Origin of the sequence: Paenibacillus sp. FSL W7-1279 (genome assembly GCF_037969845.1) — a bacterium.
GTDB lineage: Bacteria > Bacillota > Bacilli > Paenibacillales > Paenibacillaceae > Paenibacillus_AQ.
Genome location: NZ_CP150215.1, coordinates 5,521,278 through 5,534,030, shown reverse-complemented (window position 1 = coordinate 5,534,030; position 12,753 = coordinate 5,521,278). Strand labels below are relative to the sequence as shown.

At 50.1% G+C, this 12,753-nt stretch carries 11 protein-coding genes; 6 read left to right on the top strand and 5 right to left on the bottom strand.

Features of this window, described 5'->3' with window-relative positions; all coding sequences use genetic code 11:
* Positions 1-633: 633 nt before the first annotated feature.
* The 4 genes from MKY82_RS24995 to MKY82_RS24980 form a co-directional block, all read right to left on the bottom strand.
* Positions 634-1,995, bottom strand: a complete 1,362-nt coding sequence (locus MKY82_RS24995) for a dipeptidase (protein WP_220684273.1) — start codon at positions 1,993-1,995, stop codon at positions 634-636.
* A gap of 134 nt (positions 1,996-2,129) precedes the next feature.
* Complete coding sequence (locus tag MKY82_RS24990; protein ID WP_339294609.1) at positions 2,130-2,300, bottom strand: LysR substrate-binding domain-containing protein; 171 nt, start codon at positions 2,298-2,300, stop codon at positions 2,130-2,132.
* 143 nt (positions 2,301-2,443) lie between these two features.
* A complete protein-coding gene (locus MKY82_RS24985) occupies positions 2,444-3,355 on the bottom strand; it encodes a cupin domain-containing protein (RefSeq protein WP_339294608.1) in 912 nt (303 codons plus the stop codon).
* Between the two features lie 157 nt (positions 3,356-3,512).
* The gene (locus MKY82_RS24980) at positions 3,513-4,688 is read right to left on the bottom strand and encodes an MFS transporter (protein ID WP_194543986.1); all 1,176 of its coding nucleotides are present in this window, start codon (positions 4,686-4,688) and stop codon (positions 3,513-3,515) included.
* 200 nt (positions 4,689-4,888) lie between these two features.
* Between MKY82_RS24980 and MKY82_RS24975 the strand changes: the two genes are divergently transcribed.
* From MKY82_RS24975 to MKY82_RS24955, 5 genes are all read left to right on the top strand, one after another.
* Positions 4,889-5,233 (top strand): helix-turn-helix domain-containing protein, encoded by a 345-nt coding sequence (locus MKY82_RS24975; RefSeq protein WP_071223225.1) that lies wholly within the window; start codon positions 4,889-4,891, stop codon positions 5,231-5,233.
* A 145-nt stretch (positions 5,234-5,378) separates the two neighbouring features.
* A complete protein-coding gene (locus MKY82_RS24970) occupies positions 5,379-7,652 on the top strand; it encodes a helix-turn-helix domain-containing protein (protein ID WP_339218981.1) in 2,274 nt (757 codons plus the stop codon).
* A 330-nt stretch (positions 7,653-7,982) separates the two neighbouring features.
* Complete coding sequence (locus tag MKY82_RS24965) at positions 7,983-9,599, top strand: ABC transporter substrate-binding protein (protein ID WP_194543984.1); 1,617 nt, start codon at positions 7,983-7,985, stop codon at positions 9,597-9,599.
* Between the two features lie 10 nt (positions 9,600-9,609).
* A complete protein-coding gene (locus MKY82_RS24960) occupies positions 9,610-10,521 on the top strand; it encodes an ABC transporter permease subunit (RefSeq protein ID WP_220684277.1) in 912 nt (303 codons plus the stop codon).
* Entirely contained in the window at positions 10,521-11,450 is a 930-nt protein-coding gene (locus tag MKY82_RS24955) for a carbohydrate ABC transporter permease (protein ID WP_216530299.1), read from the top strand. Before MKY82_RS24960 ends, MKY82_RS24955 begins: the two co-directional genes overlap by 1 nt.
* A gap of 193 nt (positions 11,451-11,643) precedes the next feature.
* Here the strand turns inward: MKY82_RS24955 and MKY82_RS24950 are convergent, their stop codons facing one another.
* Positions 11,644-12,000, bottom strand: coding sequence for a hypothetical protein (locus MKY82_RS24950; RefSeq protein WP_071223220.1), 357 nt, complete (start codon positions 11,998-12,000; stop codon positions 11,644-11,646).
* 192 nt (positions 12,001-12,192) lie between these two features.
* Between MKY82_RS24950 and MKY82_RS24945 the strand changes: the two genes are divergently transcribed.
* The gene (locus MKY82_RS24945) at positions 12,193-12,708 is read left to right on the top strand and encodes a TetR/AcrR family transcriptional regulator (RefSeq protein WP_339294607.1); all 516 of its coding nucleotides are present in this window, start codon (positions 12,193-12,195) and stop codon (positions 12,706-12,708) included.
* The last annotated feature ends 45 nt before the right edge of the window (positions 12,709-12,753 follow it).

The window sequence follows — 12,753 nt, the reverse complement described above, 5'->3', positions numbered from 1 at the left end:
GAAACCTGTCTGTTTGGTGATAGCAGCTGACTGTTAGGGATGGATTAGCTTGTTTGGTGATAGCAGCTGCAAGTTGTGTGATGGAATTCACTTGTTTGGGATAGCAGGTTGGTGATAGAAGCAGTAAATTGGTAATTGGATCTGCATGTTTTCGTGATCGTAGCCGCTGTTGGCGATAGCCGCCGACTGTTAGGGATGGATTAGCTTGTTTGGTGATGGCAGCTGCAAGTTGTGTGATGGAATTCACTTGTTTGGGATAGCAGGTTGGTGATAGAAGCAGTAAATTGGTAATTGGATCTGCATGTTTTCGTGATCTTAGCCGCTGTTGGCGATAGAAGCAGTAAATTGGTATTTGGATCCGCATGTTTTGGGATAGCCGCCGTCTGTTGGTGATAGCAACCGTCTGTTGGTGATAGCAGCCGCTTGTTCCGGCATCCCAACAGTTTTTGTAAGACGTCCCATGGTCGATTTCTTCGATAAAACGAAGCCGCAGGTCAATGATCGGTATACAGATGACATAAGGGCTTTTCATAAAGCAAAAGAACGCGTATTGGCAGGGATTCGGTTATCCCGCCATACGCGTTCTTTTTTTAAGATTGTTATGTTACTCTTCGGACTGTTGGCGTCAAAAGTTTACACGAGCTTCAAATACTCAACGATCGTCAGCAAGCCTTTATCGAAATTTTCCAAATTAAAATGCTCGTTCGGGGCATGCAGATTCTCGTCCGGCAAGCCAAAGCCCATCATGACGGCAGGAGCGTTCAGCGTGCTGGACAGCTTCTCCACGATCGGGATGGACCCGCCATCCTTCGTAAAGAGGGCACGCGTGCCGTAGACATGCTCGAACGCGTCTGCGGCTTTTTGCAGCATTGGATGGGACGGATCGATGTTGAAAGCGAATGCTTTTTCCTTCGGTTTAAACGTAATCTTCGAACCGACTGGAGTGTGGGCATGCAAGTGGGCTTCAATTGCGTCAAGTACCGCTTGCGGATCTTGGTCTGCTACCAGACGGCACGTAATTTTGGCATGGGCTTCCTTCGGAATGACCGTCTTGCTGCCTTCACCCTGGAATCCGCCGTATACGCCGTTCAGCTCAAGGGTCGGACGCGCTCCCACGCGTTCAACGAAGGAGAAGCCTTCCTCACCATACAGGGAATCGAGGCCGAGATCCTGCTTCAGCTTATCCTCGTCGAATTCCTGCTTGGCAAATTCCTCGCGCATTTCCGGGGACAGCTCCAGCACCCCGTCATAGAAGCCTTTTACGGCGACACGGCCCTGCTCGTCATGAAGCGAAGAGAGTAAGGACACCATCGAATGCAGGGCGTTCGGTACGCCGCCGCCATATGTACCGGAATGAAGGTCGGTATTGGCCGTTTCCAGAGACAACTCCAGGGAGCACAATCCGCGAAGGCCTGTGGAGATGGCCGGTTTGCCAGGTGCGAGCAGGGACGTATCCGAGATCACGATCGCGTCCGCAGCCAGCTTGTCCTTGTTGTTGTCAAGATAGAGCGGGAGGTTCGGACTGGACACCTCTTCTTCGCCTTCGATGCAGAACTTGATGTTGACCGGCAGCTCCTTCTCCTGCTTCAAAATAGCTTCGACGGCTTTGACATGCAGGAAGAGCTGGCCTTTGTCGTCCGTTGCTCCGCGTGCGTACAATTTGCCGTTGCGGACAGCCGGCTCGAATGGCGGCGTTTCCCACAGATGAAGCGGGTCTACGGGCTGTACGTCATAGTGACCGTAGACGAGCACGGTCGGTTTGCCTTCGGCATGCAGATAGTCTGCCGTAATAATAGGATGTCCAGCCGTTTGATGAACTTCCACATGCTCAAGGCCTGCTTCGGTCAGCTTGCCTGCGAGCCACTCGGCAGCCTTTGCCACATCGCCTTTGTGCTCGGACAGAGCCGAAATGCTCGGAATGGACAACCATTCCTTCAACTCATTTAGATGGGTTTCCCGGTGTTCAGCGAAATACGCTTTATAATCAACGCTCATGAATATGGTTCCTCCTTCGATTTACATTGGCATTCGAAAAGATGCCGTATCTTACTATTCTAACCGTTTTTCGGAGAATACGAAATATTAGCCGGATCAAATCGGAAACTTGTTTGGAATCCCATCCGCCGCTGTCATGCAAAATGGTCCAAAAAGTTTCTCCAGAACATCCGCAGCGCCGGACTAATCAGCTTATTGCAGTGGCGAACGGCACAAATCTGACGTTCGGGCAGCCAGGACGGAATAGGCCGTGCTTGAAGTTTCCCCTCTGCCAGTTCTTCTTGTATGGCCGCTTCTGCGATCATGCCATACCCCAGCCGGAAGCTAGAAATAATGGAGGATCCGGTCTTCCTAAATAATATATTTCCATATAAAAAGAAATACGCAGCATCACTGGCCAGTGATGCTGCGTATTCCATTCGAAGAGCTATAATCACCAGAGGGTTAATCAGAATTGATCCCAACCGTTTCCAATTAACTGGCGCTGCAAAAATGGCAGCTGACGCTGCTGTTGAATGAACTGCTGACGCTGCTGTTCTTGTATTTGTTGTTGCGAACGGAATTGCTCTTGCAAATGAGGTGGTGTCAGCGGCGGTTCAGCAGCATATGCTCCATGCTGGGGTTGATCCTGGGCTTGAAATTGCTGCTGGAACAGCTGTTGCTGTTGTTGCTGCTGAAATTGCAGCTGCTGTTGCTGGAATTGCTGTTGCTGCTGTTGAAGAAGCTCATAGTCCCGATTACCAGAGGTTTCTTGATGGTAATAGTGCTGATTATGATGTGACGCAGGCTGTTGATGCTTCATCTGCCCTTGCACTTGCCCCTGCTGCGGGCAGTTTTTTGGCGGACCGATGACAACCGTATCGGTAATCGGGGCCAGGGTGTCTTTGACTTTGTCTTCATCCAGGCAGTACGTGTGCGCGAACACGCTGGCTGGCGTCAATCGCAAGAGATCGGAACCTGCAATGAATTCAGGCACCGGTGCGTCAAAGACCGCGATCAGGTGCGTGTTGTCAACCGTCGCCATTTCATAATGCCACCAGCCCTGGGGGACGAGGGCTACTTGACCGGGCGTTACCTTGAAGTTCAGCAGCTCCTTCGTGAACGGGTTGACCAAGGAGACGATGGCTGCGCCGGTAATGACATACACCAGCTCGGATGCATTCTGGTGGATATGCGGCTCCACCACATTGCCTGTGCTGAGGTGAATATCCAGCAGGGAGGCGTTTCCGAGCGTGTTCAATTCTTTTACGGAGAGAGAATAGATGAAATTCTGATTGTCTTTCTTGAATGTTTGATTGTTTCTCAGATCATAAGTATAACGAACAGATGGAGAGGTGAAATCTATATAAGAGACTGCCACTGTGATTCCTGCCCTTCATAATGTAATAGGCGTTTGACCCATAAAATACGGTATTCCCATAGGCAAGCATGCGTGAGCCCATTTTTGGAACCAGTAGCATGGAAGCCACCCTTGGCAGGGTGGCTTGGGCAAATTTCATATGATGGAGCAGGCGAGGTCAGGCCGATTTCGGGATGGTAACCGGCGACTTCCGTCCGGCAGAGAAGCTGACCAGTCCTGCGGCCAGGCCAAGCGCGAGCACGAATCCACCGAGCCATGGATGATATTGAAGCGTGGATGTCGTATTGACCATGAAGCCTCCTGCGCCCGCGCCTGCGGCTAACCCGAGATGGACAATGGAGGTGTTTAAGCTGAGGATCAGATTGGAAGAGCCCGGTGCTTGCTGGATAAAATAACTCTGAACGGCCGGACCCGCCGCAAACATGGACAGCACCATGATTCCCATCAGCACGAGTCCTATGAACGATTGACCGGCGAGCAGCGGAAGAAGTGCGAATACCGCGATATGAATGAGCGTGCTGAGCGTAATCACTTTCGCTGGGCCAAACCGGTCGACCCCATACCCGCCGAGCCTCGAGCCGATCGCTCCAAAAAGTCCAAAGCCAAGCATTATGATACTGATTCCAGATGGAGCGATATGGAAAATATCCTGGATAAATGGCGTAACATACGTAAACAGTACCGAGTTGCCGGATTCCCGGAAGAACGTAAGCAGCAGCGCGCTCACGATTAAGACACTCCCCAGCACTTTGAATTGTTGGTAAAAGGGAACAGGAGCGTCCCCTTCAACATCCGGCAGGAGTCTGGTCAGGACAAAGGCGACCAGCAGACTGAGCAGAGCCAGCAGCAGAAAGATCGATTGCCAGTTCAGTAGATTCGTGATCCATATACCGATCGGAACGCCGAGCACCATGGCGCTGCTAAAACCCAGCACGATGGTACCGATGGCACGGCCTAACTTATCCGGGGGTACCAGCTTGGCTGCTGTACCCATTGCGGCCACGAGATACACCCCTGAGCTTACCCCCAGGATGACGCGGGAGCCCATGAGCATCCAGACTTCGGTGCTGAAATAGGAAACGAGACTGCCGGCAATGAACAGCAGAAGAGAGCCGAGCAGCACTTTTTTACGGTTGAACCGAGCGGTGAGCGAGACCAGAAACGGTGTCCCGATCGCAAAAGCAAGCGAATACGCGGTAATCAGCTGGCCCGCAAAGGCCAAAGAAATATGAAGATCGTCTGCGATCGCATACAGAATACCCGAGACGACCAGTTCCGAGGTGGCAGTAAGAAAAACCCCAAGCGCCAATAAATATATCGTAAATCGATTCATATCCAATTCATCCCTTCGTTAGATGATCAATACCCTCTGCAATCATGGCTAGCACATGCCGCAAGCGGGTTGGTATAACTTGAAATCTCTTTGTGTTTGTATTATAAGTAAGGCGCATATATTATGTAAGAAGGCAAAGTATTTGGATATTATCCAATCATTTTGACTAACTTACGATTAGTTAGCGATGGGGTGAGATCGTGGAACCTGTTAGAGAAGAGCTGCAGGAAACGCCGGCGTTCAATCATATCTGTTCAGTGCTGCAAATTCTCGGAGCCAAATGGGCGTTTCTAGTCATCGCGCAATTAGCCCAAGGACCGAAACGTTTTAATCAGCTTCACCGGGATGCTGCCATCATCAAGACGCAATCCTTAACGGATGTGCTGCGGCATTTGGAAGGCAGCGGGATCGTAAGACGCGAGGTATTTCCTACCGTTCCGGTCTCCGTGGAATATTCATTGACCGACAAGGGATTGGACTTCCTGGATTCTTTGAAGGAGATGGAGAAGTGGGCCGAAAAATGGGGAGTGGAACAATCCTCATGACTGCTGCAACAACTATAGTACACATATCAGAAACTCATTTCCGAAAGTGTATAACAGGAAATGAGTTTTCTTTTTTTTGAAAATTACGTATTCTTATAGATAACATTTTCAGATTTGGTTCGAAGGATAGGGAGGTGGTCACCGCTTGCGAATCCATAAGGTTAACCTGCTGACAAAATTGTTGATTTCCTATTTGCTTGTGCTGATGTTTCCCGTGATCGTCATCCTGTGCTATTACTATCCTTATTCGGCAGAAGTGGTGAAAGAGAAGGAAATGGACTGGAATGCGCATATTACGGAGCAGTTCATGACATCGATGGATACGTTTACAAGATATGTGTACAATTTACCGTTTGAGCTGGTGCAGAACCGGGAATTCAAGATGTATAAGGCGGAGGAAAGCGACTACCAGCGGGTGCTTATTGCCAATGAGATGAAAAAATACAATGCAACCGATGCGTTTATTTACAACACCTTGCTGTATGTGAAGAACATCGGTTATTTGTTTTCCAAAACTGGAAGCGCATACAGCCTGGACGACCTATCCATTCCGGGTGTTGGTTACTATTATGAAAACTGGGCCCACGAAGATATGATCCAGACTCTGAATGATCTTCATTCTCCTGTCGTGAGGCCTGTGGAGAATGTGGTCGTGCCCGGCAATAACCGGGTCAGAATGCTGACCTTCGTGCAGCCGCTGCCGGTAGGGGGCTCGAATTCCCCCGGGGCCGTTATGATCATGGTTAGGGAGGATACGATTGTCCGGATGATGAAATCCGTTTCGGAAACCTACAGCGGCGATTTTTTTGTGCTAGACGGCCAGGGAAGGCGATTGGTATCCTCCAATGATACGTCTTACCAATCTTCCGATGATTTCAAGAAGCTTGTGCATCGTTTAGGGGAAGAGTCAGTTTCCTCTTCGGGTATTCATACCATCAGCGGATCGGACTATTTGGTATCGTCCTCGGTATCGGATAAGAATGGCTGGAAATATGTGAGTTTGCTGCCGGTATCTAAGTCCCTGCAGGGCATTCGGACGATTCAGCTGAATACGGCTATCCTGGTCGGGCTGATTCTGCTGCTTGAAGTGTTCATCATCTATGTATCCATCCGGAAGAACTACCAGCCGATTCGCCGTCTGGTTGATCTCGCCGTACATGTGTTTGAACCACTGGAGCGAAAACCGATGAACGAGATTGATACGATTAAGTATACGTTGGAGGAGCTTTCGCAGGCTAACAGCAAGCTGGACGAGCATGTGAGGGGATCGTTGCCGATTATGCGGGACAACCTGCTGTTTGAGCTGGTGAGTGGGCATATTCCTGACTGGGAGAACTTTGAACAGGAAGCCCGCAGGGTCGGCATCCGGTTTCATCATGATAACTACACGGTTGCCGTGTTGTGCTGCGAAGCGGATGGAGCAGGGCTGGACAAGATATTGGCTTGCTGCCGGGATTACGAGGGACTGCTGCCTGATGATGCCCAAGGCTACTTCTTCAAGAGCATCTATCAGCAGGAATTGATTCTGGTGTGCTCCCATACAGCCGATTTCCCTATCAAATCTTGCGTAGAGCGGCTTCAGGATGAAATATTGGAGCGTACGGGCCAACAGACGGCGATTGGCATCGGCAAGTCTAGCGCTGCCCAATCGCCGGTGGACCTCCATCTCTCCTACCTGCAGGCGCTCCGCACAGCGGAGTTTCTGCGCATCCGGAAGATCGGGACCGTGCTGACCTTTGATAACCTCGAGATCCCCCAAACCGGAGCCGTCTCCTATTTTGCCGAAATCCTGCAATCCCTCGAACTTGCGATCCTTAAGAACGATGCGGCCATGCTGGCCTCTTTGGCGGAGCGAATGATCGGTTACTTAAGCAGTGACAGCCTGCCGCCGCATATGATACGGAGCGTGTATCTCAATACGGTTACCGTCATCTTCAACGGCCTCCAACGGTTCCGTCATGACGACCAGAGCCTGCTTCGGCTCACCGAGGCGGCATTTAACCACCGTTATACGCTGGAGCAGATGATCGGGATTATCAGGGAGAGTTATGCCAAGCTATGCGAGATGATCAGCGAAACGCTCCCCGTGTCCCGTACGGCAACGCAGGAGGAGATTCTGTCCCTCATAGCGGAGAAAGGAATGGATCCAAACTGCTCGCTGCAGATGATGGCCGATTATTTTGATATGTCGGTCTCCAACTTCAGTCATCACTTCAAGAAAACGATGGGGCAAAATTTCAAAGAGTATATCGATCAGCTTCGCATCCAGAAATCCATTCAGCTTTTACGGGATAGCGAGGAGACCCTTGAATCCATTTCCCAACAGGTCGGATACACCAACACCTCGAGTTTTATCCGTTCCTTCAAAAAGATGGTGGGTACGACACCCGGACAATATCGAAATACGCATAAAGCATAAACGAAGACCGCTGATGCTGGATAAGGCAGCTTACAGCGGTCTTTTGTCGAACCTTTTGGTTATAAGCTTCTTGTGCGGGCGCTTTCGTGAAGCTGAGCAGCTTCATTTTTTGAACGTATACAATATTTGAATTCCCTGTGTCGATCCAGATTGGTTGCGCTTTCATTCATTTTATTATAAGCGCTTTCAAAAAATGAAGATGCTTAAAAAATTGTCCGTTTACGGGGCTCTTCCCCTCCGTTTAGAGTGAAATGTGTCCCAAGGCAAGGCCAATATATGGCCGCATACCCTCATGGACCAGACCAACAAACGAAACCAGGAGGTAATGGAATGAAGAAAAGGGTAAACGTTTTCATCTCGCTCGTCGCCATCACAGCCATGTTGTTAACAGGATGCAGCGGGTCCGGAGGTGACACGAACGAGTCAGCCGAAACACCCGGGGATCAAACAGGCAAAAAAGTAAAGCTCACCGCCATCATTACCAAGCATCCGCTCACGAAGCCGCTGGCTGAAATGGAATGGCTGCAAAAGGTTGAGGAGACGGCGGGCGTGGACATCGAATGGCAGGAGATTACCGCGGATTGGGGACAGAAGAAAGGGACGATGCTGGCCAGCGGCGATATTCCGGATCTGTTCATCGGGCCGAACGTCATTACGGATGCGGACTTTGCGCAATTCCAGGGTTTATTCCAGGATCTGTCCGGCATGCTGGATCAGGCGCCCAACGTACAGAACATGTTTAATGAAAAGCCGGATACGAAAGTGATTGCCACGCAGTCGGACGGCAAAATCTACGGTCTCCCGAAATATCAGCGGTTCTGGCCCGCTACCGCCAGCAGGCAGTTCATTAACCAGCAGTGGTTGGAACAACTGGGCCTGAGCATGCCGACCACATGGGATGAGCTGTATGAAGTCCTGGTGGCCTTCAAAGAGAAGGATGCCAACGGCAATGGCGATCCGAATGACGAGATTCCGATGGATTGGCCGGGAGGCATCGGCGGATATTTTAACCCGGCGGTGCTCCTGGGCAGCATGGGCATTACGCTGACGGACGGCAGCGGACAGGGCTATTTCGTGGAAGACGGTCAAGTGAAGAATTTCCTGACGGATGAACGGTACAAAACGATGGTCGCGTTTCTAAATAAATTGTACAAGGCGGGTCTGATTAACCCGGAAGTGTTCACGCATGATTATACGAAATTTCAATCCATCGCCCGCGGGGAAGGGGATACGGCCAAGGTCGGCTTTACCTGGGGATGGGTGGCGTCCGACCGGTTCGGCGAGCAGCTGGCACCGCAGTATGCTTCCATGCCGCCGATGAAGGTGTCGGCAGATTATGCAGGGAAGCTGTCCTGGAGCTACGATCATTACTCTCTGAACTATGGACCCAACCATATCGTGATGTCCGCCAAGACCAAGAACAAGGAAGCGGCCATGAAATTCATCAACGAGCTCTATGCGCCCGAGGTGGGCATGCAGGTGCTGTTCGGATCCCTCGGACCGAATATTAAAGATAACGGAGACGGTACATATGCCGTTCTGCCTCCGGCCGATGCCAAGATGGATCCAGGCACATGGAAATGGACCTCGACGATGGCGGACAACGGCGCATTTTATATCCCCGATACCTTAGAGTTGACGCTTGGCACGGATATGCAGGAGGTGCTGGGACAATCGGAGCCGCTGGAGGCGGCCTTGGACGTGGATCCCGATAAAGACGTGTTCCCCGGCATGTTCATCAAGTATTCCACCATGGACAACAACGCCATGAGCCTGAACAACACGAACGTGATGAATCTGGCGGAATCCAGCTTTGCCAAATGGGTGACCAAGGGCGGCGTGGAAGCCGAATGGGACACGTACATCAAGGAAAGCGAGAAGGCAGGCCTGAAGCAGAATCTAGAGATTATGCAAAAATATTACGACGAGTACATGAATCAAAACTAGGAGGGAGGATATGGAACCCCGTAAAAGACAGAACACCTTCAGACGAGACTATCAGCTGTGGATTATGATTTTTCCGGCTATTATCGTCATCCTGTTGTTTAACTATATCCCGATGTACGGCATCCAGCTTGCTTTTCGGGACTACGATTTCAGCAAAGGCTTGACCGGCGGCGAGTGGCGAGGGCTTGCTTACTTTCAGCAATTCATCGACAGTTACCTGTTCACGGATCTAATGCGGAACACGTTTCTGATCAGTCTGGCCACGATCGTGCTTGGCTTTCCGGCTCCAATTATATTGGCCCTCATCCTTAACCAGATCCGCAGAAAAAGAATGAAGCAGCTGATGCAGACTACCGTATACCTGCCCCATTTCATATCCATTATCGTGCTGGTTGGGATGCTGAACGTGCTGCTGTCCTCCGAAACCGGAGTTGTCGGTCACTTCATGAAGGCGGTGGGGCTGGGACATATCAATCTGTTGGCATCCACCTCGACGTTTATCCCGGTGTATGTGCTTTCCGACATATGGCAGCACTGCGGCTGGAACAGCATTATCTATCTTGCAGCCTTGTCCACCGTGGATCCCCAGCTGTATGATGCCGCCAAAATCGATGGGGCCAGCCGATGGCAGACGATCCGGTATGTAGATATTCCCGCCCTCATCCCGACCATCATCATCCTGTTTATCCTCAGCATGGGGAATATCCTTGGGACCGGCTTCGAGAAAATATTTCTGATGCAGAATTCGCTGAACCTTCCCGTCTCGGAGGTCATTGCCACCTACGTCTATAAAATCGGCATCATCTCCAATCAATTCAGCTTGGCTTCGGCCATCGGTTTGTTTAACACGCTCATCAATTTCGTATTCTTGTATGCGATGAACACGATCTCGAAGAGAATGTCGGAAACGAGCCTATTCTAATGATCGGGGAAGGAGAAACGGTTGTGGAACATGAACATACGAGAACGCGTTTAAACGGCAAGGAGTTAGCGTTTAAGATCACATTGGGTTTTCTGTGCAGTATGATTTTTCTGCTGATCGCCTATCCGCTGTACTTTATCATCATTGCATCGTTCAGCGACTCAACGCTCGTATCGACGGGGAAGGTCCTGTTTATCCCCAAAAATATCAGTTTTTTCGGTTACCAGGAGATTTTCAAAGATATGCGGATTTGGACCGGATATCGGAATACGCTGTTTTATACGGTGTTCGGCACCTTGGTTAACATGCTGTTCACGCTTCCGGCAGCTTATGTGCTATCCAGAAAGGAATTCCGCGCTAGACGGCTCATTATGTTTATTTTCGTGATCACGATGTTTTTCAACGGCGGGCTGATTCCCACCTATTTGTTGATGAAGGGGCTTAGTCTGACGAACACCATCTGGGTGTTTATTCTCCCCTTCTCCGTGAATGTGTTTTATTTGATCATTGCTCGGACCTTTTTTGAGAACTCGCTGCCGCAGGAGCTGCATGAGGCGGCTGTCATGGACGGCTGCTCCCATTTTACCTTTTTCTTTAAAGTGGCCTTGCCGCTGTCCAAAGCGTTGGTATCCGTCATCGGACTCTATTATTTGGTGGGGCACTGGAATGACTTCTTCACCGCGCTGATCTATATCCGGGACACGAAGCTTCAGCCGCTGCAAATCGTTCTGCGGGATATTCTGCTGTCAAACCAGGTGTTCTCTAGCGGTGCCGGAACAGGAGGGGATGCAGGGGGGTATGCGCAGCGTTATGCCGACCAGATCAAGTACGGGGTCATTATTGTATCGACGCTTCCGATTCTGCTCATTTATCCGTTTATGCAAAAATATTTCGAGAAAGGCGTCATGATCGGCTCCATTAAAGGTTAACACGTTCGGTAAATTTACTAATCAAGCTTCAGAGGAGTAGACAAAAAAAGGGACAGTCCCGAAAGATCCAGGATCTGACGGGACGTCCCTACTTGTTTGTTCTTGTTGTTACTGCAGCATTTGAAGCCGATGGATATTGGCGTTTGCCGCCGTCACTCCCTAGAGGGCAGGGGGCCAGTGGGCGCAAATGGGATCAGGATTCATGGAGGCTTTCATCCGTGAAGTAGATTCCGTTGCCGGAATCATCCTTGGCACTCAACCAGAGGCCGTCCGGTGTTTCACCCGGTTCGCCGATAAATTGCAGCTTGCCGGGATTGTTCTCGTATATTTCCCGAACAGATGGCACGAGAAAAACAGGTCCGGCTGCATCCGGGCCTCCTTCCGAGACTTGTTCAACCATCAATTCAACGTCGGTACCGGGAAGCTTGAAGGCGACTGTGTAATCTCCTTCGCGCCATGATTCTTCCAAACCAAGCGTGTCGCGATAGAGGGTCTTGCCTGTCTTGATATCTTTGACCGGAACAAAATAAAAAATAACGTTTCCTTCCATGTTCTCACCTCGAAATAAAGTATAGTTTCGTGATGTAAGATAATTGGGTTATAGTTAACATAATTGAGTTATGTTGTATAATCAAGCTGTTTTTTTAGAAATGGCTATTCACAGCTATCAAGATTATATCTCTTAAAGAGTTGCTATGTTAGAATTTAGATATCTTTGCATGAACGTTTCGGAGGGAGTTACATGAGTCATATACCAATACCGGGTACCACGCAGCACAAACTCATACAGGCAGGATTGAAGCGTTTTGCCGAGATGGGATACCACAAAGCGGAAGTTGACGACATTGCTGCCGATGCCGGAGTGACCGTGGGAGCTCTTTATCATCATTACAAATCCAAAAAGAAATTTTACGGCTTGCTTCGGGATGATGTAACACTTCGAATATTGGATCGCATGGAAGCTGTTGCCGATGCAGCCCCTCCCGATCAGCGCCTGAAATCGGCTATATTGACCGCTTACGACAGCATGATTCGCCTTAAAACGGGGCGATTGCTGTCTGAGCCCGATCCCCGTAAAGGAGACAATCCCGTTGCCCGTTATCTCGGTCAACTGGCCGCAGCATCAGGAGAAGAGGCTGGCGAAGAATTGGGCATCATTCTGGCGGAGGCATTGCGTGCCGCGTTTGCGCAAGTCGTGGAACATGACGGCAGTGAGGCTGCCATGAGGTCGGTACTAAACAGATTGTTAACGTCTTGATTGGAATGTTTTGGTTATCCTTCACATTAATATGGTAATCAAATG

Coding starts and splice junctions, on each gene's coding strand:
- MKY82_RS24995 (WP_220684273.1), bottom strand. CDS start 1,995: ATGAGCGTTGATTATAAAGCGTATTTCGCTGAACACCGGGAAACCCAT.
- MKY82_RS24990 (WP_339294609.1), bottom strand. CDS start 2,300: ATGATCGCAGAAGCGGCCATACAAGAAGAACTGGCAGAGGGGAAACTT.
- MKY82_RS24980 (WP_194543986.1), bottom strand. CDS start 4,688: ATGAATCGATTTACGATATATTTATTGGCGCTTGGGGTTTTTCTTACT.
- MKY82_RS24965 (WP_194543984.1), top strand. CDS start 7,983: ATGAAGAAAAGGGTAAACGTTTTCATCTCGCTCGTCGCCATCACAGCC.
- MKY82_RS24960 (WP_220684277.1), top strand. CDS start 9,610: ATGGAACCCCGTAAAAGACAGAACACCTTCAGACGAGACTATCAGCTG.
- MKY82_RS24955 (WP_216530299.1), top strand. CDS start 10,521: ATGATCGGGGAAGGAGAAACGGTTGTGGAACATGAACATACGAGAACG.
- MKY82_RS24950 (WP_071223220.1), bottom strand. CDS start 12,000: ATGGAAGGAAACGTTATTTTTTATTTTGTTCCGGTCAAAGATATCAAG.
- MKY82_RS24945 (WP_339294607.1), top strand. CDS start 12,193: ATGAGTCATATACCAATACCGGGTACCACGCAGCACAAACTCATACAG.